Below are 24,073 nucleotides of genomic sequence, written 5' to 3' on the forward strand. Positions count from 1 at the left end.
TCACCACCGATTCTTAAGTTTATTCTGCAGCCGGTACAGGGTGTTCAGTGCATCCACCGGCGTCATTGTCCCGATATCTATCTCCTTGATCTCCTGGATGATATCTGTCTCGTTCACTGTTGCAGACAATGTTATCTGTTCCAGGTCCAGCTGGTCATATTTCTTTGGCCTTGCCTTTCTGCTGCCTGATCCGGCAGCTTCCACTTCCCTGGCCTTTATAGTGATATCAGCGTCACTCAGCTCTTCCACCAGTTCCTTGGCCCTTGTAATAACAGAATCCGGAACACCTGCAAGCTTTGCCACCTGGATGCCGTAGCTCTTATCTGCCCCGCCTTTTACAATCTTGCGCAGGAAGACAATATCGTCCCCCTTTTCTTTTACCGCAATACAGTAATTATTTACATTGTCCAGCTTGCCCTCCAGCTCTGTCAGCTCATGATAGTGGGTGGCAAATAATGTCTTGGCCCCCAGCAGCTTTGGATTGCTGATATGCTCCACTACAGCCCACGCAATGGACAATCCGTCAAAGGTGCTTGTACCCCTTCCGATCTCGTCCAGCACAAGAAGGCTGTTTGCCGTGGCATTTCTCAGTATATTCGCAACCTCTGTCATCTCTACCATAAAGGTACTCTGGCCGCTTGCCAGATCATCTGATGCCCCTACCCTGGTAAATATCCTGTCCACGATCCCGATTCTGGCCCCGGAAGCCGGTACAAAGCATCCAATCTGCGCCATCAGCACAATCAGCGCTGTCTGGCGCATATATGTAGATTTTCCGGCCATATTTGGTCCGGTAATGATAGAAATCCTGTTCTTCCCATTATCCAGGAAGGTGTCATTGGCAATGAACATGTCGTTTGAGATCATCTTTTCAACAACAGGATGACGCCCGTTTTTGATATCGATCAGGCCCTTTTCATTGATGGAGGGACGCACATAGTGGTTCCGCTCAGCCACCAGCGCCATGGACGCAAATACGTCGATCCCTGCCAGCGCTTTGGCAGTGGTCTGTATCCGCAGCACTTCTTTTGCGATAGTGTCACGGACCTGGGCAAACATATCATATTCCAGGGCAAAAAGCTTGTCCTCGGCCCCAAGTATCATGTCCTCCAGCTCCTTGAGCTTGGGGGTGATATACCGCTCCGCGTTTGTGAGCGTCTGCTTCCTTGTATAATAATCAGGTACCTTATCCTTAAAGGAATTTGTGACCTCCAGATAATATCCGAACACCTTATTGAATTTCACCTTCATGCTCTTGATGCCCGTCTTCTCCCGCTCTTCAGCCTCCAGCTGCGCCAGCCAGTTCTTCCCTTCCGTCTTGGCGTTTCTCAGCTTGTCTATTTCTTCATTGTATCCTTCCCTGATGATGCCCCCCTCTTTGATCGTCAGCGGAGGCTCATCTACGATGGAGTTTCCGATCAGTGAGCAGATATCAGCCAGTTCATCAATATCTGCCTCTATCTCTTTCAGCAGGGGCGCTTCAAAGCCCTTCATAATATATTTCACGGGAGGGATCATGGCCAGCGAATTCTTAAAGGAGATCAGATCTCTCGGACTGGCCGACTGGTAGCTGATCTTGCTGATAAGGCGTTCCAGGTCGTATACGGGATTCAGGTACTCTCTTATCTCTTCTCTGGCAATGGCATTCTCTGTCAGTTCCTCCACAGCCTGCAGCCTGCGCTCTATTTCCTGCCTGTCGATCAGGGGCTGCTCTATGAAGCTTCTGAGCATCCTGGCGCCCATGGCTGTCTTCGTCTTGTCCAGCACCCAGAGAAGTGATCCCCTCTTCTGCTTTTCTCTCAGAGTCTCGCAAAGCTCCAGATTCCTTCTTGTAGAGCTGTCTATGATCATATATCTGCCTGTCGCATAGGGGGTCAGATGAGTCAGATTTGCAAGGGAGGTCTTCTGGGTCTCCGTCAGATACTGCAGCATGGCACCTGAAGCGATGACGCCGCAGTTATAATCGGAAATCCCCAGCCCCTCCAGGCTCTTTACTTCAAAATGGTCTTTTAAAGCCCTTTTGCACAGGTCATCATCAAAATACCATGCTTCCAGAGAGTATACAGCGATGCCCAGCCTGTTCTTTAAGTCCTCTATATCAATGCTGCTCACATAGAAAGAATCATTGCAGATGATCTCACTGGGAGAAAACTTCGTTATCTCATCCATCAGTTTTCTGTCCGTATCCACCTCTGTCACGAAAAAATCTCCTGTGGTGATATCAGCGATAGAAAGGCCGTACTGGTTTTCCACGCACACCACACACATGAGATAATTGTTCTTTGTGGCGTCCAGGGCCTGGGTGTTCAGATTCGTTCCGGGAGTCACAATGCGGACCACTTCTCTTTTTACAAGGCCCTTGGCCATTTTAGGGTCCTCCACCTGCTCACAGATGGCAACCTTATATCCCTTGCTCACCAGCCTGTTCAGATATGTATCCACCGCGTGGTAAGGGATTCCGCACATGGGCGCCCTCTCCTCAAGGCCGCAGTCCTTGCCTGTCAGGGTTATCTCCAGTTCTTTAGAAGCAGTCAGGGCATCCTCGAAAAACATCTCATAGAAATCTCCCAGCCTGTAGAACAGGATACAGTCTTTGTATTCCTGCTTAGTCTCCACGTACTTCTGCATCATTGGTGTTAATTCTGCCACAATTACCGTCCTCTCTTGGGGGCTGCCTCGCCCATATAATAAAATCCTCTGCACTCTTTCAGATGCACGTCCATGATCTTTCCAATAAGACTCTCATCTCCCGGGAAATGTACAAGCAGGTTATTGCTCAGCCTTCCTGTCATAAGATGAGGATCATGGTCATTTTTCTCTTCCACAAGCACGGGCAGTGTCTGCCCAGTCAGTCTTGATGACATCTCTTTCGATATCTCCTGCACCTCTGCCAGCAGCCTGTCAAACCTGTCCTTTACAACACTCTCAGGTACCTGGGCGTCCATTGCTGCAGCCGGCGTTCCTGTCCTCTTAGAATAGATAAAGGTAAAGGCGCTGTCATAACGTACCTTTCTCACCACATCCAGGGTCTCCTGGAAATCTTCCTCTGTCTCCCCCGGGAATCCCACAATAATGTCAGTTGTGAGGGAGATATCAGGAATAGCCGTCCTCATACGCTCAACAAGGCTGAGATAGTCTTCTTTTGTATATTTTCTGTTCATCACCTTCAGGACCCTGCTGCTGCCTGACTGAAGGGGCAGATGCATATGCCTGCAGACCTTGGAAGAATCTCTCATGACTTCTATCAGCTCGTCAGACAGATCCTTTGGATGGGATGTCATGAACCTGATCCTTTCCAGGCCTTCTATTTTTTCTATTTCTCTGAGGAGCTGTGCAAATGTAACAGGCTCGTCCAGGTTTTTGCCATATGAATTCACATTCTGGCCCAGCAGCATGACTTCCACCACGCCATCCTCCACCAGCTGTTCTATCTCCCGGATAATGTCCTTTGGATTCCTGCTTCTCTCACGTCCCCGCACATACGGCACTATACAGTAGCTGCAGAAATTATTGCAGCCGAACATGATGTTCACCCCTGACTTAAACGGATATTTCCTGTCAGCCGGCAGATCCTCCACGATTTTATCAGTATCCTTCCAGATATCGATGACCATCCTGTCAGATTCAAGACGGGCCGCCACCAGCTCTGCAAATTTGTATATATTGTGGGTACCAAAGATCAGGTCCACAAACCGGTAGCTTTTTTTTAATTTTTCTACCACCTCAGGCTCCTGCATCATGCAGCCGCACAGGGCAATCAGCATATGGGGATTCTTCTTCTTGATGCTTCCAAGGGCCCCAAGACGCCCGTAAACCCTCTGATTCGCGTTTTCTCTTACAGTACATGTGTTATAGATGACAAAATCTGCATGCTCGTCCTCAGTCATCACATACCCGATCTGCTCCAGGATGCCTGCGAGCTTCTCACTGTCCCTGGCGTTCATCTGACAACCGAACGTAACTGTAGACGCTGTCAGAGGCCTTCCCAGCTTGCGGCTCTTCTCCTCTATTATTTCCCTACATTTCTTTATATAGTAATACTGCCTGTAAGGCTCCGCCTCAGGAGCCTCCCCGCAAATATCAACCTTGTTTAATTCTTCTTCCAATACTTTTGTGTTCATACAATGCTCCTTATCCGAATGCTTTGTTTTTACCCTGACTAATTATTATAACGAATGCCCGAAAAAATTGCAATCATATTCCCGCAAAAAACCTGATGGTATCTCTGATATCTCACGGTAAACCTCCTGCTGGTACCTGATATCCAGAGGAAAGGACGCATCGTCATCCACAGTCTCTATGGTGATAGCCAGCTTACCGCACTTTTCTGAATAATACTGGACAGAATTTCCTCCGTCGCTTTTTGTCTCCATCTCGTCCTGCCGGCCTCCCAGGTCGTAGCTGGCCAGGGACTTAAGCTTTTCCGCCATCTGCTTTCCCTTTTCATTATATGACACAGGCATTGCACTCCTGTAATAATATATGATCCGCCCCCTGGAATGGAAATCCAGATACCCTACGGAATCAGCCTCTTTCTTAAATAAAGATATCAGTATTTTTGTCTCGTTCTCACTTGCCGGGACATACATGCCTTTGACAGGCATAAAAGACGCGCACGGGAAATTTCTGTTGACATCCACTGCCCGCGCATTGTATTTCCACATTTCCCATGGCATATCCTTCATAAGCAGAGTATGGCGGAGAATAGGATTCCTTATGGTATAAAATCCTGCCCTGGCTATTTCATAGCCATCAGGATTCATTACCGGCAGGAAATAGATACTGTACTGATCAAATAATGCCTGTCCCTTGGCAGCGCTCCTGGCGTAATCCTCAGCCATCTTTAAGAGCAGCACCGGGTTCGTGCTCTCCCTTCCGTGGATGCCTGCCGTACAGATCAGGCACTTTCCGGCGCTGCCCAGCCTCAGGCCGAATATATCCCTGCCGTCATGGCTCATCCCCAGAATATGCAGATGGAGCAGATCAGGATACTGCCCCACCAGGACCATGGCCGCATTCTTTAGTTCATCATACGTATACTTTTTAGACAAATCAATCATATTATGGCCTCCTTTTACTTACTAATATATGCATCAGGAGGCCTGAAAATGTGTTATACTTTCTGGTATGCGATCCTCCTGCTGCCGTCTTCAATATAAATGATCCCGCAGCGCTGGAAACCATTTTTCTGCAGCATATTCTGCATTACTATATTATCCTCATGAGTATCGATCTTCAGATTGCCGCACTGTGAAAAAGCCCAATTCAGGCAGAAGGATGCCGCTCCTCTGACTGTCCCGTCTGATGTGATCCTGTGCACAACGCCGTATGGCCTGTCATTCAGCCATACCCCCTCATAGATCTCCCTGTAAGTCTTATCCTCCCCAGTCCTAAAGAAAAAGGTGGCGGCGATCCTGCCATCCTTGGTGCACACATAGCTGCATCCATCCAGAATATCCTGTTCAATAAGACTCCGCCCGGGATAGGAATCTCCCCACTGGTTGGGGTTTCCATGCTCTGCCATAAATTTTCTTGCCTGTCTGTATAATTCCATCAAAGTATCTGTCTCACTTGTTTTCGTCTTTCTTATCTCCATATTGATCCTCCGTATTTTAAAAGATGCTTCCATTTCCTATGAAACAAGATAAAATCAGCCGGAGAGCGCCCTGGGGCGTCAGTCCGGCTGACAGCTTATTTGTTACTATTCACTGTCCCGCGAACAATAACGCTTATTTTCTGATCTGGCCATTTCCGTAAATAATATATTTAGTGGTGGTTAACGCCTGCAGGCCCATGGGCCCCCTTGCATGAAGCTTCTGTGTGCTGATGCCTATCTCAGCGCCGAAGCCGAATTCAAAACCATCTGTAAATCTTGTAGATGCATTGACATACACTGCTGCTGCATCTATCTCATTTAAAAATCTCTGGGAATGTTCATAATTATTTGTGATGATCGCCTCTGAGTGGCCTGTATTATAGCGGTTGATATGTGCGATCGCCTCATCCAGAGAATCCACAGTTCTGACAGAAAGTATGTAATCCAGGTATTCTTTCCCCCAGTCCTCCTCCTGCGCCTCATGGATCCCCTCTGCCGCCCGGCAGGCACGGCTGTCACCTCTTAATTCAACCTGTTTCTCATCAAGCCGCTTTTTCAGGACTGGCATGAGCTCATCTATGACACTGCTGTGCACCACAAGAGATTCGCATGCATTGCAGACCCCTATCCTCTGGGTCTTGGCATTGAATATGATATCCTCCGCCATCTTAAGGTCTGCTCCTTCATCCACATAAATATGGCAGTTCCCTGTTCCTGTCTCAATCACAGGGATAGTGCTGTTGTTCACAACTGCACTGATCAGGCCGGCCCCTCCCCTTGGTATCAGCACATCTACATACTCATTCATCTTCATAAATGCAGAAGTAACTGCTCTGTCAGCAGACTCGATCAGCTGTATTGCCTCTCCCGGTATTCCTTTTTCTTCCAGGGCCTTCCGGATAACCGCCACTATCGCCCTGTTAGAGTTTATTGCATCACTGCCGCCCTTTAAGATCACAGCATTACCGGCCTTGAAGCAAAGCCCGAAGGCATCGGCTGTCACATTTGGGCGTGACTCGTAGATAATTCCAACCACCCCCAGGGGGACTCTCTTCTGTCCGATCATAAGGCCGTTTGGTCTTTTTTTCATAGAAAGGACTTCCCCTACAGGGTCGTCAAGTCCGGCCAGCTGTATGAGACCTTCAGCCATAGACTCTATTCTGCCATGATCCAGCATCAGCCTGTCTACAAGGCCCTGATTCATATTATTTGCCCTGGCCGCCTCAATATCAAGGCTGTTGGCTTCCAGGATCTCCCTGCTGTGCTCTGTAAGAGCGGCTGCCACGGACAGGAGGGCTTCATTTTTAGGAACTGTCTCCAAAGTTCTGAGAACCGGTTCCACCTCTTTTGCTTTAGCGCCAATTTCATAAATTGTCTTCATACATGTTTCCTCCCTAATTTCGTGCCGAAATTTTCAAGAACGTTCCGGCATTAGATAAATATGACTGGGTGTCACAACCATCTGCGGGCATATATCGTGAGGATCTGCCGGAACTTCCTCCACTATCTGAAAATCAAGAGCAACAGCCGCTGTCTTATGGCCAGTATGTAAACTCAGATATCTGTCATAAAATCCCTTTCCATAGCCGCACCGTCGGCACATGGCATCAAAAGCCACCCCCGGAACGATCAGAAAGGCATCTTCCTCCCAGGCCTCTTTCCCTGTCACCGGCTCCGGTACCTGAAAATAGCCTGGCTTCGTATCATCAAAGGATTCAATATAATAAAAAATAAGATCCTCACCTGTTACCTTTGGGACTGCAGTCCGTTTTCCCAGCTCCCACGCTCTCTTTAATATTTCCTTCGTGGAGGCCTCTCCTTTGCAGTCCATATATGCGTAGATACAGTCGGCCTCTCTGAATTCAGGAAGTTCAGATATCTTCCTGGCGATTTCCAAACTCTTTTCTTCTATCTCTTCCTGGCTGCATTCTTTTCTCTTTTCAAATATAAGATTCCTTATTTCCTTCTTAGTTGCCTTTATTTCCATATTTCTCACCCAGATTTGTGATAGAGCCGTCCTCTTCCTTTACATCTATGTTATTCAGCTGTCCACGCAGGTTCATACGGATAGCCTCAATATATTCTCTGCGCAGAGACGCCTGTTCTTCCTTCTCGGCTGTTGTCAGCCCTTCCGCTTTTGATTTCCGGGCCAGCTCATTAATTCTCTGTATCTGCAGTTCGTCCATAATATTTCTCCTTTTTGGTTTTTGTCAGTCTGTCAGTTTTTCCAGATAATCGATCAGATAGAAATCTTCATCCGGCTGGGCGGCAAAGATCGTTCCAAAGTCCCTGCCCTGCACAAGCTTATGTATGATGTGGAAATCAGAGCCGTTGGCTATTATCATGTCTGCTCCGGCTGACGTGGCAATCTTGGCTGCCGCCAGCTTCGTCGCCATTCCGCCTGTGCCGACACTGCTTCCCGTGCTCCCTTTTCCCATCTCCATCAGCTGGTCATCCACATGGTCCACCACACTGATAAACCCTGCGTCAGGATTTTTGTTCGGATCATCTGTAAAAAGGCCGTCTATGTCTGAGAGGAGGATCAGCAGATCCGCATCCACAAGAGCTGCAACAATGGCAGAAAGTGTATCATTGTCGCCAAACCGCATCTCAAAGGTGGAAATCGTGTCATTTTCATTTACAATAGGAACAGCCCCCAGAGCCATCAGTGCCTGGAATGTATTAAGTGCATTGACACGGCTTAGATTATCCAGCATAGTTTTCTTTGTCATCAGTATCTGTGCGCCCACCTGTCCGTATTCAGAAAAAAGCTTCTGATACAGCATCATGAGCTTTGCCTGGCCGATCGCAGCGCAGGCCTGTTTCTCGGCTATCTGATCCGGCTTTTTTGAAAGGCCTGCTGCCTGCCTTCCCACCGCAATAGCTCCGGACGATACCAGAATCACGTCCTTGCCTGTATTTTTCAGATCAGATATCTCTCTGACAAGTATCTCCAGCTTTGTGAGATTAATAGCCCCTGTCTCTTCATGTGTCAGAGAAGATGAACCAACCTTTATGACAATCCTTTTTTTATCCTTCAGTCTTTCTCTTAAGTCCACTTTTTTCTTCCTCCTCATATTACGCGGATCACACGGAATTTCTTTTTCTATCTTACACATTTTCCCCGACTTTTGCAACCGGCTTCAATGATTTTTTTCTTCATCCGCGTAATTTTCCAGAAAATCGTAAAGCGCCCGTACACCATAGATGTATTTCCCGTTTTCCAGCTCCCGCTCAAGCTGTTCATTCAGATGATGCAGAGGGATATCCGTATATTCAAAAACTGTCTTTTTATCTTCTTCGTATATGGCAACAAGCCCGTTCTCCAGCTTCACGTAAAATGGATACCCATTCCCCTTATTTACCTGTTCCCCAATGCGGCTCCCCTGTCCGGCATTTGCAGGTTCTGCCTGCAGCTCACCGCTCATCTGCCGGCCGGACTCCTCTTTTTTTCCATAAAAGTACTGATAGCTTCCCATATAGCAAAGGCAGACCATCATTATGGCAGCAAAAATGCCGATACCTACTTTATATTTCATGGCAGTCACTCCTTTTAAAGTAGTATCGGCAAACATCCGGCTATTTATTCCAGCTGTTAATTCTCATTCTTTACAATATTTCCTGCATCAGATACTTAAGACAGGGCTCCAGAAGGATGCCTTCTCTGATATCATAATCGTATTCGTCACTTTTCCTGATGCACAGACTCACAAACTCATGGGCGGATAGCGCCGCCGGGACAAGAGCCCTGCCCTGGAGTATCCTTCCAAGCAGTACAGCTGCAAAAAGGTCACCAGTGCCGTGATAAAATCTGCCGGCCGGCTCTTTGGGAAATATCTCAAGCTCACCCTCCTCATAAACTGCTATACCCAGGCTGCAGCCCTCCAGCGGGACACTTGTTATGACAATACGCCTGCTGCCCAGCTCCTCAAGCCGCCTGCAGACAGAAAGGAGTTCACTTTGTCCGCACCTGTCCGTATATGGCTCGTCTGCCAGGAAACAGCTCTCCGTGAAATTAGGAGTTATGATATCACTGTATTTCAGGAGCTTCTGCAGCTGCCTTTTATAGCTCTCGCCAAAGTTCTGGTAATACCGGCCATTGTCAGCCATGATAGGATCAAAGATCACCTTGGCATCACTGTAAGTGCTCATGAAGCCTAAAACACTGTCAGTCACCTGCGCATTTCCCATATATCCCACAAACAGGGCATCAAATTTGATGCCCTGGCTTTTCAGGTGTGATGCACACTCCCTTGGAAACTCAGGCACAGGGCACATGACCGGACGGCCATATCCTCCTGTGTGGGTAGAAAGCAGCATAGTTGGTACGGGACATGCCTCCACGCCCATCACTGAGAGGACAGGGAGGATATTTGTCATGGCGGCCCTGCCCACACTGCACATATCATGGAGCACAGCCGCTCTCTTTATCGGTTTCTTTTCCATCATTCTACAAAACCCTGCATCTTCTGAGCAGATCAACCATCAGCTGACCCTTAGGCATACGAAGCAGTTCTTTCTCAGTGACACCGCGCAGCTTGACAAGCAGCACGCCGTAAACAACCACTCCTGCCAGGATCCCCAGAAATGTCGGTATGGCATTTCCTGCAAAGAGATGGAACAGAGAATATACACCCCATGCCACCAGCCCCATGATACCTGAACAGATGAGCGGCACTATAAATGTCCGCTTGATCTCCTGCCTGTATCTTAGATGCTTCCTGATCGCCGCCGCGTTCAAAAGACAGATTATCAGTGCAAAAATAATATTTGCATACACAACAGAATATATATTAAGTACAAATACCTTTAAAAGAACATACAGAACTACAAGATGGAGTCCCAGCGCTATACCTGAATTGACAAGCGGGGTCTGCATTTCCCCTATTCCCTGCAGAATACTTGTTGTCAGGGTAGAGAGGGCAAAGAGCACGATCATAAGTGCCCCTGACTGCAGAATCCCGGCTGTAAGCGCCCTGTCATCTCCGAAAAGCAGCTGCATGATGGGCGAAGCAAGCGCAGCCATGCCCACGGCACACGGAATCGTGATCACCATAGTATACCTGATAGAATTCCGGACCTTTTCTCCTGCCCCCTTAAAGTTCCTGTCCATCATATCAGCAGACAGGCTCGGCACTACTGAAGGCCCCAGACAGGAGGCGATCGCAAGCGGTACATTCATCAGTACCCTGAATTTTCCGCTGTAGATTCCCCAGATCGTACCGTACTGTTTAGCTGTATATCCCTGCCCTGCCAGGACTTTATTAAATACTCCCTGATCCAGGACAGATCCGATATTATAGACAACCGTGCTGAGTACTACCGGAATAATAGTCAGCAGGAGCGCGCGATAGATGGCCTTATCTGATTCCAGACGTTTTGTAGTGTCCCTGCGTGATAAACGCACAAGGTTCCTGCGGTATGAAATATAAATAAACACCAGAAAAACAAGCGCTACCGTCACGCTGACCACAGTACCGAAGGTGCCTCCTGCTGCGCCAAAAGCAGGCCCCAGTGAAGAATTCGACTGTTCTTTTCCCAGCTGGATACCGTAATTCATCATTATCCCGGCGCCGATGACAGTGATTACTGCATTCACTATCTGCTCTATCACCTGGGATGTGGCTGTAGGGACCATGGTCTCATGGCCCTGAAAATATCCCCTGAAGGCACCAGCGATGGCGAATATAAAGATAGCCGGTGAGAGCACACGCAGTGCATAGACCGCAAGCTCATAGCTCATCAGGTACTTGGTGATCAGGCCTGCACATGCAAAGGTCAGGACGGAAATGATCCCTCCTGCCAGACACGCAAACTTAATAGAGCACCTGAAGACCTTATGTGCATTCTTCACCTGTCCCATATGGAGCCGTTCCGATACCAGCTTTGACACTGCCAGCGGAAGGCTGAAGGAAGATATCATAAGCAGAATAGAGTATATCTCATTCGCTGTAGAGTAATATGCATTTCCTTCATCACCCAGTATATTGGTCAGGGGAATCCTGTAGACCAGCCCAATAAATCTGGCCAAGAAGGAGGCGATCACCAGGATCGTCCCCTGCACTAAATAATTGGATTTGCTTTTCTTTGTTTTTCCCACGCTATACCTCATTCATCCTTTATAACTGTTCAGTACCTGCTGAACAGTTACATGTATCATTACTATTTTTTATTCGTATACAAAGCTGTCCTTATCTGTATCCAGCACGATACATACCCAGGTCTTGCCCTGGTTTAATACGATTTCGTCGCCTGAAGGCAGGTAATAACGGACAGCACCTGCTGTACCCTCATCCTTGATCCAGGTCACAGGTACAACCTTGCCGCCTGTGAAGAAATATCCTGTGCCGCCTGAGAAAGTGTCAATATTAATGTATCCGTTGTCATCATATTTCTCCCATGGTGAAAACTGGACAATGACATTATCGTAGGAAAGCTGTTCATCCGTATTCTGGTCGATCTGTTTGTCATCATACTGGAAGCGATAATATTTCTGGTCGCCGCTGTTGTACTCAAACCACGGCTCATTTACGCCGTAGCCCGGAATGATCTTTACCGCGCTCTCTGCGCCGTAAATGCCCAGGTCAGAACGCTGTCCGTCCTGTGCGAATTTATAGTGGCCTTTATAATCCTCTGCATAATCAGTATCATATTCTTTCCGCTCGATGGCTGTCTTGAGCCCTTCCGCGCTGGTATAGCAGTTGTGCGGTGAAGGGCGGTCATCTGTGCGGTAGAAGATATCTTCTCCTGCATATCCGTCGATCTTGCCCATGGCCTCCTGATACTCCAGTCCGCTTATGTTGTCGATCTCATCTGAATTCAACAGGTCTACCGCATATGCAGCCTGTCCGTAATGTACGTAGATAGCATCAAATTCTTCCGCATATTTCACATAATAATTACGGCAGCTTCTGACTGAGCCTATCTTGTCCAGATTGGAGTAATCTTCAAAGATTCCCATAAGCCTTGTAATACCCCCCTCTACAGGAGCTTCATAGACCACATCTGCCTGGGAGATTCCAGCCTGGGGGCACGCATCGATTATATTGTTGAGCATGATGGCAACGGGACGCTTGGAACCAATCTCGCTGCTGACCAGCTTTCCTGTCAGATAGCTGCGTGTCATTCCTTCCGGATCTGTCTGAGGCTGTTCTGCGTTTTCCTGGGTCACGGCTGTTCCCTTGATGACCTCGCCTGTGCTAACCTGCGCGGCACCCTCTGTGCCTGCCGGCGCTTCACTAACCTTCGCCTCTGTGGGCGTATCAGCCTCTTTCTGGCATCCTGCCAGGGCGAGTACAGAAGCTGAAGCTGCTAACAGCAGCAAAACCTTCAATTTCTTCATGTCCATTCCTCTTTTCATCTGTTTATTTCAAGCTGCTCCAGTATCTCCCGCTGCTTCCTCTCCATCACTTCCGCCTCTTCGGGCGTCATATGGTCATATCCCATAAGATGGAGCATGCTGTGGGCGACCAGAAAAGCAAACTCGCGCAATTCACTATGTCCATAGCTCTTGGCCTGTTCATAGACACGCCTGGTAGATATCACGATATCCCCAAGCATCAGTTCCCCAGTCTCCGGATTAAAACAGTCATCCTCTATATCCTCCGGCTCTCTGAAATATCCCGGGTCTTCAAACTCAAGCATAGGGAAGGACAGGACATCAGTAGGCCTGTCTATATCCCTGAATTCTTTATTTATTTTTTGTATTTCCTCCTCGGAAACAAGAGTCAGGCTGATCTCTGTCTCATACGGGCACTCTTCATAATCCAGTGCCTTTTCCGCCACTGTCCGGGCCAGCTCCTCCCCGTCGAAGGGAAGCTCCATTCCAAGTTCATCTGAGTATTCTAATGTCATTAATGTCCTCCCCCGCGTCTTCTGGCATTTATATCCCTGCGGCCCCTGTCCTGTCTGGACGTCTTGTCCCTGGCTGCAGCCTTTTTCTCAAATTCCTCATATGCTTTGACGATCTTCTGGACAAGCGGATGGCGCACTACGTCTTTACTTGTGAGATTGCAGAATCCCACCTCTTCAACCTTCCCAAGGACTTTTACTGCCACATCCAGTCCTGACTGGACATCTGAGGGCAGATCCTTCTGGGTCAGGTCGCCTGTGACGATCACCTTGGAGCCAAATCCGATCCTTGTTAAGAACATCTTCATCTGGGCCGGGGTAGTATTCTGTGCCTCATCCAGGATGATAAAGGCATTGTCCAGTGTCCTTCCCCTCATATATGCAAGGGGCGCCACCTCGATAAGTCCCTTTTCCATATTCTTCAGGTAATTCTCAGGCCCCATGATCTGATAAAGGGCGTCATAAAGAGGCCGGAGGTACGGATCTACCTTGCTCTGCAGATCCCCTGGCAGAAATCCCAGTTTTTCCCCTGCCTCTATTGCTGGCCTGGTCAGGATGATCCGGCTCACCTCATCATTCTTAAATGCCTGTATCCCCATGGCCATAGCCAGATATGTCTTTCCTGTTCCCGCCGGACCGATCCCGAATACGATCATCTTTTCCCTGATGGCATCCACATACTGCTTCTGCCCCAGCGTCTTGGGCTTGATCGGTTTCCCGTTAATCGTATGGCATATACAATCCTTGTCAATCTCTATAAGGCTCTCCTCTTTTTCATCGAAGGAGAGAGAAATAGCATAGTCTACATTCTGCTGTGTAATAATATTGCCCCTTTTGGAAAGCTCTGTGAGCTGGTTAAAAACACTCTTTGCTTTTGCCGCTGCTGTCTCATTCCCCAGGATCTTTAACGCCCCGTCTCTGGATATGACAGTTACATTAAAAGTCTTTTCTATCTTCTTGATATGCTCGTCAAACTGCCCGAACACATTTTTTTCATGTTCCGCCGGAACAGCTGTGATTGTCTCCACGATGCTCATTCTTCGTCAGTTCCTTTCTCCTGCGGCGCATCCGCCCGTTCAGCTGCCACTCTTTTTCCTGCTTTTTCAATCAGATAAATGTCCCCCTCTGCCTTGCAGGTCTTAGCGCTCGTTTCTATTTTAACATTATTTTCAAATATTTGAACCCCTTTTTCCTGAATTTTTTTCAAAAAGTAAGAAAGCTCATCCTCAGCCCTTTTCGCTGCCTCCTCATTTGTGTAGGTTTTCTGCTGGTTTTCGTACTCTTTCACCTCGATTTTCCCCCACGAAACAGGAAGAAAAAAATTTTCCCAGAGCTGTGCCTGATGTTCCCTGGTCACTGTATCTCTGAGTTCATATGCCCCTGTACCCAGTGCGAAAGTAAACCTTTTTCCAAATGCAGTAAAGAAATATCCATTCTGCTGGCTTCCTGTATATACCTTATCCTTGTACGCCAGCGGGAACTCACTTTTATAGTGGTACACTGTCTTTACGTAAATGTCGGCATCTGCGGCACAGTACCTGTAGGCGCTCACCTCTCCGCCATCGTCTAAAATCTCCAGCCGCCCTCTCACAAGCATATCACCTTTTTTTATCTCATCTCCTGCCGCCGCCACAGGAGCGCCTGACCTGGTCACCATCTTGACTATAGTCCCGTCAACATTTGAAATGAGGTCGCTGTCCTCATATACTCTGTCTTCCTCCAGGGCAAGGTCTGTATTTTCCTGCACATTGATCAGAAGCCTTGTTCCGTCGATTTTGACAGATACCCATATAAAATCGTCAAACTGCTTTCTCAGGCTGGATGCCAGAGCCTTGCAGTCAATTCCGGATTTCCAGGTGCCATGTCCTATCTCTTCTGTCTGGAGATACTCCAGGATGACCTCTGTCGTCTCGTGGAGATTCCCTTCCACGTGGATATCCCAGATGAAGCAGGACAAGAACAGGATGATTCCAAGGGCTGCCATTATCCCGGCAAAAAAAAGCTTTCTGTTGCGGTATCTATGCAGAAAAAAAGGAAGTCCATATCTTTCCACCACACGCACCCTGACCCTGCTCTTATGGGCAAGCGGCTTAAGCTCTCTGAATTCCTTTATCGACAGGTTCATTTCATAGGCATCTCCTGAAGGAATCAGATCCCACAGGTAAATATTGTGGTTGGCGCAGAGGTTTAAGAAACGTTCATAGGAGCCCCCTTCAACACGTATGCGCACATGCCCCTTCCCATACTGCAAAATTTGCTTTACCAAACAGAGCCCTCCGCTTATAAATAGTTAATCTGTTCGATACGCCCCGTAATCTTCATTTCATCTCCAGTATAGTACGTAATGCACAGACATTCCCCCTGGATTTCCAATTTACAGTGTTTTGTCTGCAGACACAAACGGGTGCTGGTATATTCTATGATTCCCTTATAATTCTCTACATACACTTCTTCCTGCCCTGTGACAGATACCAGGACGGCCCCGTCACTAAGATCCCTCGGCAGCTGGGACGCCGCAGAAAGTTTTTGATATATGGATTTTTTTTTCGAACTCATATACTATCATTGCCTTTTATTACACAATATATGAGGACGTTTCCATTTCTATACCCATCCTGCCGTCCGCGGCCATACTCCTACACATAAAATATCATTCCGAACCATGTCACCGTCTGACTATCATAAAAAAAATCTATCCCGCACTTTTCAGCGGATTCTGTCACAAGTATTCCGTAGCTTTCAATACATGGGAGCATTCTGTCAGGATGCCTGCACGGTCCGCCGGGATATGTACACGCTTCACATATACTGCAGGATTCTGAAGATAATGCCAGACACCGGGCACCTGCGCCTTCCATCTCACAGAGCACCCCTCTCATCACTTCCTCATGTCCCTTTCTTGTAAGGAGTGTCTCCTCCAGCATTGCACTGTCACTCACCTCGGCAAGTGTAGTAAAAATAAGCACCTTATCATATGCAAGGCATCTCTTCCTACACTCGTCAACCTCCCCGACAGCTGGCGGGCAGGACCATGACTTTCCATAGCGCCCGCACTGGCTCCGGCATATATAACGTACCCTGTCTGAAAAAAGAATTTCTTCAGGGTCTAAAAATCCATACTGGCAGACCGGAAAGCCTGCCAGTATCTCTTCGATCTCATCTTGATACATACTTCCTGGAATCCCTTTCCTGCATTTTTCACGGACGCTTCTTCCCTCCATGAAGCCTTTCATTAATTTTCTTCACTGCATAATTGAGTATGGCGTTGGCTACCAGCACAAGTAAGACGGACAGCACTGTCCCCCAAAGTATCTTTACAGTATTCTGTGTCCTCATTCCGTCAAAAAGGATAGACCCCAGGCCGCCGGCCCCGATCGTAGCCCCTATAGTGGCAATCCCTATCGTAGAAATGATCGCGATCTGTATGGAGGCCACCATGGAATCCAGCGCCAGAGGGAACTGTACTCTGGCAAATATCTGCCAGCGGCTCATTCCCATGCCCGCTGCCGCCTCCAGTACTGCCCTGTCCACCATTGACAGCCCTTCTGTAAAACCTCTGACAAGGATATACTGGTTATAAACCACCAGCACTATCACAGCTGTCTTTGCTCCAAGCCCTGACAGAGGTATAAGTATTGCAAAAAGCGCAAGGCTTGGTATGGAGTAAATAACATTGCACACCTGCAGCACTGCCTTTGAGATCCTTTTAGAATCCTTTATCACCAGCGTGACAGCCATCGCTATCACAATAGAGATAACCAGGGTCAGGCCAACGATCTGGATATGTTCCAGAAGTGCCTTTGTCAGCTTTGCATGGTATTTTATGAAATATTCTATCATCTCTGTTCTCCCGGACCCATTCCTCTTTCCAGCGCAAATGCAAATCCCTGCCTGAAAGAATCCATGAGCTGCTTCACGTAATCATCCGCCGGATTCTTTAAAATCTCACTGGGCGTATCAAACTGCCTGATACTGCCCTTGTCCATGACCATGACCCTCGTCCCCAGCTTGAGCGCTTCCAGAATATCATGTGTCACAAAAAGAAATGTTTTCCTGCTTTTCTGATGTATATTTATAAGCTCATCCTGAAGCACTGTCCTGTTAATGGCATCGATCGCCCCGAAAGGCTCATCCAGCAGCATCAGCTTGGGATCAGCCGCCAGAGCCCTGGCAAGGCCGATCCTCTGCTGCTGTCCCCCTGAAAGCTGGGACGGATATCTGTCCCTGAATTCATCTGGGGCTAAGTTTACCATTTCCAGCAGTTCATCCACCCTGGCATCAATCTTATCTTTGCTCCATCCCAGAATTTTGGGGACAGTGGCAATATTATGCCTGACTGTCATATGCGGAAACAGCCCGATCTGCTGTATGACATAGCCGATCTGCCTCCTCAGTTCTACCGGGTATGTACTGCTTATATCTTTATCAAATACTTTTATACTGCCCGCGCTTGGGCGGATCAGACTGTTTACCATTCTCAGCAGAGTTGTCTTGCCGCATCCTGAAGTCCCCAGGATCGTGACAAGCTCACCCTCCTCTATGCTGAAACTCACATCCTCCACAGCATCGCTGGCAGCATCCTCAAAACGTTTGCTGACATGTATGAATTCTACAGCTGTACTCATCTGTTATTTCTCCTGTATCTTTTCTAGTTTCAAAGCGCCCGCGGGGCAGCCTGTCACACACAGGCCGCAGCCTGCGCACAAATCTGCATTCGCCATGCGCACATTCTGTCTTTTGCCGCTGTCCTTAGTCTGATCCTTTTTTAATTCAAATACATGAAAATGGCAGCGGCGCAGACAGGACCTGCAGCCAATGCATCTGTCTTCATCAAGCACAGCCCTGTAATGGACCCTCGGCCACGTCCCCTGGCTTTCCAGAGCACTTGCAGCCCTGAAAAGATAACAGCAGTCAGTGCAGCAGCTGCAGACGCCTCCGGGATTGACCGTATGCATCAGCCCCGCTTTATCAGCATCTATCACCACCTGCTTAGCTTCCTGCTTTGTGATCTTTTTTGCAAGGCCTCTTTTTACAAAAGAGTTGGGAGCTGTTCTGTAAGTGATGCAGGTGGAGACCGGCTTACCGCAGGCGCCCTTTAACATCCTGCAGTCACACAGCGCCAGATAGGGCTGTTCTTCTTTATTTTCTATAAATTCCAGCGTATCCTCCAGAGGAAGGACCTCATCGGCTGTCGGTCTCTCCTCCCGGCTGCTCTTCAGCCCGTTTAAATAAGCTGCAAAATACCAGCTATCCAGCTCATCTCTCTTTTCCCGGGACAGCTTCCTGTATTCAGCCGCTTCATCCGTGGCAAAAATATCAAGCCTCCCGTAAAAAGATCCCCTGCAGTATCCGCCGTCAGACTTATTGAGCACACCTCTTTTGAAAGCTTCTTCAATAAAATGAAGGGCACCGCCTTCATCTGCGGCCACGCCCCCGCCGCACAGCAGGCGGGCGAGTTCATCTGCCGTCAGTTCTTCTGTCTCCGGCCAGCAGCAGAGCATCTCCTGCTCCTTTTTTGTCAGCATCACATCCAGAATATCTCTGCCCTCCCGGGGCACACAAAAACATTCAATTATTTTTTCATAGGGAGTCATAAAATTCTTTTGCAACCTCATCGTATTCTTTCTTATCCAGATCCACCTCTGCATTCAGCTTTGACATAGTCTGTGTATCCAGGCTCCCGCTGATCTTATTGATGGCTGCAGCCGCCTCCGGATACTTACTGGCCGTCTCCTCACGCATAACAGGAATGACATTATACGGAGGCCAGACCTGCCTGTCATCCTCAAGCAGTGTGAATTCATCCTGAGACAGCTGTGCGTCTGTGGTGTAAGCCGGCACACAGTCAACTTCATCACTGGACATGATCTCATACTTCAGCGCATTGTCAAAAGCATTCTCAGACTTAAAATCAAATTTTCCGTATACTTCCTCAAGGGCAGGCAGGCCGTCTTCCCTCTCCATAAAGTCGGATGTGCTTCCAAAGCGGATGTCTGCCGCCTTTTCCTGCAGATCTGATATGGTCCTGATACCATATTTATCAGCAGCCTCCGTCCGGATCACCAGCCCGTTTCCGTCATTTGCCTCACACAAGTCCAGCACATCCAGCTTATACTGCTCTTTATATTTGTCCTTTACCTCATCATAGACCTTCTGAGGGTCTGTTATCAGTTCTTCCCCCAGAATGGTCAAGAGGGCTGTTCCCGTATATTCCGGATATACGTCTATTTCCCCGTTTACTATAGATGTATGGATCACAGCATTGGATATCTCAAATTTTCTGTCTACTGCAAATCCTGCATCTTCCAGCGCCAGAGCATAGAGCTCGCTTAAGATCAGGTTTTCCGTAAATCCCTTGGAGCCCACCACGATTTTATCACCGCCGCTCTTCTGGCAGCCGGCAGCACCTGCGCCTAATATAGCCGCTGCTGCTGTCAGACATATTATCTGTCTCATTCGTCTTTTCATTATTAATTCCTTTCCAGCGTGTTTTCACGTTACTGTTTTTATGCCCTGTATCTGAGTACCTTCTTCTGAGCGCTGCCCAGCAGCAGGTTGCATACGATGGTCAGGACTGCCACCGATACTCCTCCTATCAGCAGATACTCTGTCTTCATCATGCTGATCCCATTGTAGATCAGCACACCCAGCCCTCCGCTGCCGATATATGCCGCGAGCGTAGCGCTAGCGATGATCTCGGAAGCGGCAGTTTTGATCCCTGTCATGATATATGGAAATGCAAGAGGAAGTTTTACTTTCAAAAATACTGTCCTCTCATCCATACCCATGGCCCTGGCTACCTCTACCATAAAATCCTCCACCTGCCTAAAGCCCAGGGCTGTATTGATCAGCACAGGCGGTATGGCCAGCACAGTCAGCGCTACAAGCGCTGGCTTCATCCCGATCCCCATCACAGGGATCAGCAGTACAAGTATGGCAAGGCTGGGGATGATCCGCAGCGTACTGAACACAGTCGTTATAAAACGGCTGGCCTTCTTTGAACGCGTTGTCAGGATGCCGAACGGAACCCCGATCACTACAGCGAGCGTTACTGATATAAAGCTCAGCAGAAGGTGCTGCCCCACCATTCCCAGATAATCCTGCATATGGCTGCTGAAATAATTAATGTATGGCTGCATATTTTCTCCTTGTCCAATCCATGCCTGCTGGTTTTGCAGAGCCAGTCCGTATGGATTTTTGCACCCTTTAATCATTTTCTTGCGGTCTGTGCAGTAAATGCACAGACCTACTGATTAGTTACAGCTATTCTAACATAGTTCGCCATGAAATGCCACAAAAAATGAAAACAAATGTTCAGCCATGCAGTCCTTTCGACTGCCTCTCCATATCTTCTACCACAATGTCATAGATCTCGCCCAGTGAGGCGCAGTATTCCAGCAGCTGTGTATCATATTTAAATTCAAGCATCTTTATTCTCCTTTCCTGATATGCACGTTCTTTGGCATATTCATGTGGATATTATATACCAGTGGACAGATTGTATCAATCAGATATCTCTAAGGCCATTATTATTTTTTAGAATGAAATATTGATTTTGCGAAATAATATAACAGGAATTGTCAAATCAATATTTTTTATAATTTGGAGGGATTGGAAATGTCAGAAAAAGAACCAAAGTTTTATGCCTGCGGCAAATGCGGTGTGGTTATTGAAGAAATCCACGGCGGAAAAACAAGTTATTCCTGCGATGGTATTGAGCTTACAGAGCTTTCAGCCAATACATCAGAAGGCGCACACGAAAAACATCTCCCTGTAGTGGAACGGTCAGGAAACAAAGTAACTGTAAAGGTTGGAAGTGTATTCCATCCAATGTCAGAGGAACACAGCATCGAATGGATATATTTGAAAACTAAAAAAGGCTGCCAGAGAATTAACCTGAAATCCTCTGACGAGCCGGCTGCTGAATTTATCCTCACGGACGGAGATGAACCGGAAGCAGCATATGCATACTGTAATCTTCACGGATTCTGGAAAACTGAGATCTGATACCAGATCCGGGCCAGCCGCTGCCAGGGCGGCGGGCCGGCCGGACTGCTCCGGGACTCAGACTGCCGGATTCAGTCATCCCCGTCTATTGAATTCAATATCTTTCTTATATCACCCGGCCTTACTCCTGAAAATATTTTATCATCTATCTTCAGATTCGGAGCATTCCTGCATTGTTTCAGACAGTTTTTAGTGGTAAATGTAAAAAAACCTGCTCCCTTTCTGTTCCTTCTCGCCCTGATCTCCTCCCTGAGAGCTTCTGCCAGCTCCCCGCTCTCCTTCTGAGAACACCGGGGCCCCACGCACAGGGTTATCTTATGTCTTTTAGCAGAATGCAGGCTTGGAAAATATTTCAGGATGCTTTTTATTACCACCTGTTTTATGCCCAGTTCATCTGCTATATATTTCTGTATATCTTCAGGAATACAGCCATACAGCTCCTGTATCTCACGCAGCAGCTCCACCAGCCTCTCCTGCTGATAATTTTCTTTGATATCGCCGTAACCGGCTACAATATCCTCCATCAACTGATCCTGGTCCATCAGATCACTTCCTCCTGTTCCTGCAGCTAATCACTAGCTACCGCACTTTTATATATATTATTAGCTAAAAACCGCCATCATATTCCTGGGTGGATCTTCCGGACAATCTCTAGTTGCTGCAGCTCATAATTATTGTGGAGCCGGATCTGTGGAATCCTTGGGACAGGTAAAAGCCCTCTGTTCTCTTTCCCGGACAGGTAAGCAGATATATCCTTGTAACCCCCAGCTCCTTCAGCCTGTCTGTAAATGCCTGAAGCAGCCTGGGGCCGTATCCTTTCCCCTGGCAGCCGCTTCGAATACAGAATTCCTGGATCTGAAAATGTATCCCATTATAAAACTGTTCTTTCTGCCCCCAGATCATGCCGCAGACCTCCTCCCCATCCATGAGTGCAAGGCCCGAAAAAGTATTTGTCTCCATCATATCCTGGATCCGCCTTACAGCCTTCTCTTTCGTCCAGCTTTCATTCCAGGGAGCGCCGTTGAATACAGAGACATATATCTCTGCATAATCTTCTGTGCGTTCCCGCACCATATCTCTAATATCCATGAAATCTTCCCTTTCTGTTGCTATTTTGACCATTTTCTGTTACTGGTCACGGATTGAACAATAACGTTTTTATGCGATTCCTATATACACTCATAAATAACAATATACTAACTGCTGCTGCCACCGCCTCCGCAATAGGAAATGCAGCCCATACCCCTATGATCCCTGCTGTTTTCATAAGTATTAAAGCCAGTGGGACTGTGATCACGAACTGGCGGAGCAGAGAGATGATCAAAGAGTGAAATCCCAGTCCCAGAGCTTCAAAGGTGCCAGAGAAAACAACACCCAATGTAGATATAAGGAAGCCTGCGCTGATGATCCTGAGTGCCGGGATACCCATAGATTCCATCTCCTCCCCGGCACTGAACAGCTGCATAACAATACCCGGCATGAGGGCAAAGACTGCCGTTCCCAGCAGCATGACAAGCCCTATCACGATACATGACATCTTTATGGTGGTGATCAGGCGCTTTTTGTTCCCGGCTCCATAATTATAGCTGATGATCGGCCGCATTCCCTGAACAAGCCCATTGGAGGGCATATATACAAATGTCTGAAGCTTAAAATAAATTCCCAGCACAGCAACTGCCAGAGGTGATACTGCTGACAAAATCCCATTTAAAGTGCCCACCAGGATGGAGGGGAGCAGATTCATCATTCCTGACGGCGCTGCGATTGAATATATATTTTTAACTGTTTTCTTCCTGAACCTGAATCCCTTCAGGTGCAGTCTGATCTTTCCATACTTCCAGAAAAGGAAGGCCGATAAACCGCAGGCTGTAAACTGACCGATGAGCGTGGCAACTGCTGCGCCCGTCACTCCCAGGGCAGGGAAACCAAGAAGCCCGAAGATCAGTATAGGATCCAGTATGATATTTACTACAGCCCCAAGCGCCTGCATAAGCATGGGGAATATCATGTTGCCCGTTGCCTGGAACATCTTTTCTATAGTGATATGAAAAAGGCTTCCAAAGGAAAAAGAGACTACAAGAACGGCATAGTCACATCCCATCCTGTAAATCTGTTCATCGCTGGTAAAGACGCGGAAAAACGGCCCTGTCAGAAAAAGGCCGATGAAAACAAACGCCAGCGAATGCAGCGCCGTTAAGACCATACCATGAAATGCTGCGCTCTCCGCCTCCTTCTCATCACCCGCTCCTAGGTTTTTGGCCATCAGGGCGTTGACGCCCACTCCCAGCCCCACGGCTACAGAGAGCACCAGATTCTGAAGGGGAAAAGCAAGTGAAACAGCCGTCAGTGCGCTCTCCCCAAGCTTTGCCACAAAAATGCTGTCAACGATGTTATACATGGACTGGATCAGCATAGATATCATAGGCGGAAATGCCATGGTAAGCAGCAGGGGCAAAACCGGTCTGCTTCCCATAGCTTCAATACTATTTTTACTCATATATACCTCCTTGTCAATTGCGAAAAAAAACTATAAGTCCTCTGTTTATCTCAGAAACAGAAAAACTTATAGTCTTTTGACCTGCTATTATTATTTCCCTTTTGCAGTTATATACAATATCA

26 protein-coding genes and 1 pseudogene are annotated in these 24,073 nt (G+C 47.8%); 1 reads left to right on the plus strand and 26 read right to left on the minus strand.

The annotated features are described in order from the left end of the window. From mutS to NSB28_RS24940, 23 genes and pseudogenes are all read right to left on the minus strand, one after another. The gene (gene mutS, locus NSB28_RS01805) at positions 1–2,631 is read right to left on the minus strand and encodes a DNA mismatch repair protein MutS (protein WP_109624804.1); all 2,631 of its coding nucleotides are present in this window, start codon (positions 2,629–2,631) and stop codon (positions 1–3) included. A gap of 20 nt (positions 2,632–2,651) precedes the next feature. Next, positions 2,652–4,121 (minus strand): tRNA (N6-isopentenyl adenosine(37)-C2)-methylthiotransferase MiaB, encoded by a 1,470-nt coding sequence (miaB, locus tag NSB28_RS01810; protein WP_109624484.1) that lies wholly within the window; start codon positions 4,119–4,121, stop codon positions 2,652–2,654. Positions 4,122–4,166: 45 nt separating this feature from the next. After that, complete coding sequence (locus NSB28_RS01815; RefSeq protein WP_109624483.1) at positions 4,167–5,060, minus strand: M14 family zinc carboxypeptidase; 894 nt, start codon at positions 5,058–5,060, stop codon at positions 4,167–4,169. A gap of 53 nt (positions 5,061–5,113) precedes the next feature. Next, positions 5,114–5,596 carry a GNAT family N-acetyltransferase gene (locus NSB28_RS01820; protein WP_109624482.1) on the minus strand — a complete coding sequence of 161 codons (483 nt, stop codon included), beginning with the start codon at positions 5,594–5,596 and terminating at the stop codon, positions 5,114–5,116. 133 nt (positions 5,597–5,729) lie between these two features. After that, positions 5,730–6,977 carry a glutamate-5-semialdehyde dehydrogenase gene (locus tag NSB28_RS01825; RefSeq protein WP_109624481.1) on the minus strand — a complete coding sequence of 416 codons (1,248 nt, stop codon included), beginning with the start codon at positions 6,975–6,977 and terminating at the stop codon, positions 5,730–5,732. A gap of 33 nt (positions 6,978–7,010) precedes the next feature. Next, positions 7,011–7,583 (minus strand): 5-formyltetrahydrofolate cyclo-ligase, encoded by a 573-nt coding sequence (locus tag NSB28_RS01830; protein WP_109624480.1) that lies wholly within the window; start codon positions 7,581–7,583, stop codon positions 7,011–7,013. After that, positions 7,564–7,782, minus strand: a complete 219-nt coding sequence (locus tag NSB28_RS01835; RefSeq protein WP_109624479.1) for a DUF896 domain-containing protein — start codon at positions 7,780–7,782, stop codon at positions 7,564–7,566. The genes NSB28_RS01830 and NSB28_RS01835 overlap by 20 nt, the downstream gene beginning before the upstream one ends. A 24-nt stretch (positions 7,783–7,806) precedes the next feature. Further along, the gene (proB, locus tag NSB28_RS01840; protein WP_109624478.1) at positions 7,807–8,655 is read right to left on the minus strand and encodes a glutamate 5-kinase; all 849 of its coding nucleotides are present in this window, start codon (positions 8,653–8,655) and stop codon (positions 7,807–7,809) included. An 84-nt stretch (positions 8,656–8,739) separates the two neighbouring features. After that, on the minus strand, positions 8,740–9,135 hold the full coding sequence (locus NSB28_RS01845) for a hypothetical protein (protein ID WP_109624477.1): 396 nt from the start codon (positions 9,133–9,135) through the stop codon (positions 8,740–8,742). 70 nt (positions 9,136–9,205) lie between these two features. Beyond that, entirely contained in the window at positions 9,206–10,045 is an 840-nt protein-coding gene (locus NSB28_RS01850) for a pyridoxamine kinase (protein ID WP_109624476.1), read from the minus strand. A 1-nt stretch (position 10,046) separates the two neighbouring features. Next, positions 10,047–11,696 (minus strand): putative polysaccharide biosynthesis protein, encoded by a 1,650-nt coding sequence (locus tag NSB28_RS01855; protein WP_109624475.1) that lies wholly within the window; start codon positions 11,694–11,696, stop codon positions 10,047–10,049. A gap of 69 nt (positions 11,697–11,765) precedes the next feature. After that, on the minus strand, positions 11,766–12,938 hold the full coding sequence (locus tag NSB28_RS01860) for a DUF3048 domain-containing protein (protein WP_109624803.1): 1,173 nt from the start codon (positions 12,936–12,938) through the stop codon (positions 11,766–11,768). 14 nt (positions 12,939–12,952) lie between these two features. Next, positions 12,953–13,450, minus strand: coding sequence for an rRNA maturation RNase YbeY (ybeY, locus tag NSB28_RS01865; protein WP_109624474.1), 498 nt, complete (start codon positions 13,448–13,450; stop codon positions 12,953–12,955). Next, positions 13,450–14,484 carry a PhoH family protein gene (locus NSB28_RS01870; protein WP_109624473.1) on the minus strand — a complete coding sequence of 345 codons (1,035 nt, stop codon included), beginning with the start codon at positions 14,482–14,484 and terminating at the stop codon, positions 13,450–13,452. The genes ybeY and NSB28_RS01870 overlap by 1 nt, the downstream gene beginning before the upstream one ends. Continuing rightward, positions 14,481–15,713 carry a sporulation protein YqfD gene (gene yqfD, locus NSB28_RS01875; protein WP_187374084.1) on the minus strand — a complete coding sequence of 411 codons (1,233 nt, stop codon included), beginning with the start codon at positions 15,711–15,713 and terminating at the stop codon, positions 14,481–14,483. Before yqfD ends, NSB28_RS01870 begins: the two co-directional genes overlap by 4 nt. A 14-nt stretch (positions 15,714–15,727) precedes the next feature. Continuing rightward, the gene (locus NSB28_RS01880; RefSeq protein ID WP_109624471.1) at positions 15,728–16,003 is read right to left on the minus strand and encodes a YabP/YqfC family sporulation protein; all 276 of its coding nucleotides are present in this window, start codon (positions 16,001–16,003) and stop codon (positions 15,728–15,730) included. Between the two features lie 80 nt (positions 16,004–16,083). Then, positions 16,084–16,668 (minus strand): DUF2284 domain-containing protein, encoded by a 585-nt coding sequence (locus NSB28_RS01885; RefSeq protein ID WP_243134631.1) that lies wholly within the window; start codon positions 16,666–16,668, stop codon positions 16,084–16,086. Beyond that, a complete protein-coding gene (locus NSB28_RS01890; protein WP_109624470.1) occupies positions 16,646–17,287 on the minus strand; it encodes an ABC transporter permease in 642 nt (213 codons plus the stop codon). Before NSB28_RS01890 ends, NSB28_RS01885 begins: the two co-directional genes overlap by 23 nt. Beyond that, positions 17,284–18,072 carry an ABC transporter ATP-binding protein gene (locus NSB28_RS01895; RefSeq protein WP_109624469.1) on the minus strand — a complete coding sequence of 263 codons (789 nt, stop codon included), beginning with the start codon at positions 18,070–18,072 and terminating at the stop codon, positions 17,284–17,286. Before NSB28_RS01895 ends, NSB28_RS01890 begins: the two co-directional genes overlap by 4 nt. A gap of 3 nt (positions 18,073–18,075) precedes the next feature. Beyond that, positions 18,076–19,062, minus strand: a complete 987-nt coding sequence (locus tag NSB28_RS01900; protein ID WP_187374085.1) for a 4Fe-4S dicluster domain-containing protein — start codon at positions 19,060–19,062, stop codon at positions 18,076–18,078. Continuing rightward, the gene (locus NSB28_RS01905) at positions 19,028–19,915 is read right to left on the minus strand and encodes a glycine betaine ABC transporter substrate-binding protein (RefSeq protein WP_109624467.1); all 888 of its coding nucleotides are present in this window, start codon (positions 19,913–19,915) and stop codon (positions 19,028–19,030) included. The genes NSB28_RS01900 and NSB28_RS01905 overlap by 35 nt, the downstream gene beginning before the upstream one ends. Positions 19,916–19,953: 38 nt before the next feature. Next, the gene (locus NSB28_RS01910) at positions 19,954–20,586 is read right to left on the minus strand and encodes an ABC transporter permease (protein WP_109624466.1); all 633 of its coding nucleotides are present in this window, start codon (positions 20,584–20,586) and stop codon (positions 19,954–19,956) included. Positions 20,587–20,761: 175 nt separating this feature from the next. Further along, a pseudogene (locus NSB28_RS24940) lies at positions 20,762–20,851 on the minus strand (kinase to dihydroxyacetone kinase); the annotation flags it as partial. Positions 20,852–21,064: 213 nt separating this feature from the next. On the opposite strand from NSB28_RS24940, the gene NSB28_RS01920 reads away from it, so the two are divergent. Then, on the plus strand, positions 21,065–21,454 hold the full coding sequence (locus tag NSB28_RS01920; protein WP_109624465.1) for a desulfoferrodoxin family protein: 390 nt from the start codon (positions 21,065–21,067) through the stop codon (positions 21,452–21,454). Positions 21,455–21,525: 71 nt separating this feature from the next. Here the strand turns inward: NSB28_RS01920 and NSB28_RS01925 are convergent, their stop codons facing one another. The 3 genes from NSB28_RS01925 to NSB28_RS01935 all read right to left on the minus strand — a co-directional run bounded on the left by NSB28_RS01925 (position 21,526) and on the right by NSB28_RS01935 (position 23,951). Beyond that, complete coding sequence (locus tag NSB28_RS01925) at positions 21,526–21,996, minus strand: NADH-quinone oxidoreductase subunit NuoE family protein (RefSeq protein WP_109624464.1); 471 nt, start codon at positions 21,994–21,996, stop codon at positions 21,526–21,528. 109 nt (positions 21,997–22,105) lie between these two features. Beyond that, the gene (locus tag NSB28_RS01930; RefSeq protein ID WP_257497397.1) at positions 22,106–22,543 is read right to left on the minus strand and encodes a GNAT family N-acetyltransferase; all 438 of its coding nucleotides are present in this window, start codon (positions 22,541–22,543) and stop codon (positions 22,106–22,108) included. A gap of 46 nt (positions 22,544–22,589) precedes the next feature. After that, complete coding sequence (locus NSB28_RS01935; protein WP_109624462.1) at positions 22,590–23,951, minus strand: MATE family efflux transporter; 1,362 nt, start codon at positions 23,949–23,951, stop codon at positions 22,590–22,592. Positions 23,952–24,073 lie beyond the last annotated feature (122 nt).

The sequence above is a fragment of the Murimonas intestini genome (assembly GCF_024622195.1).
In the GTDB taxonomy this organism is placed as follows: domain Bacteria; phylum Bacillota; class Clostridia; order Lachnospirales; family Lachnospiraceae; genus Murimonas; species Murimonas intestini.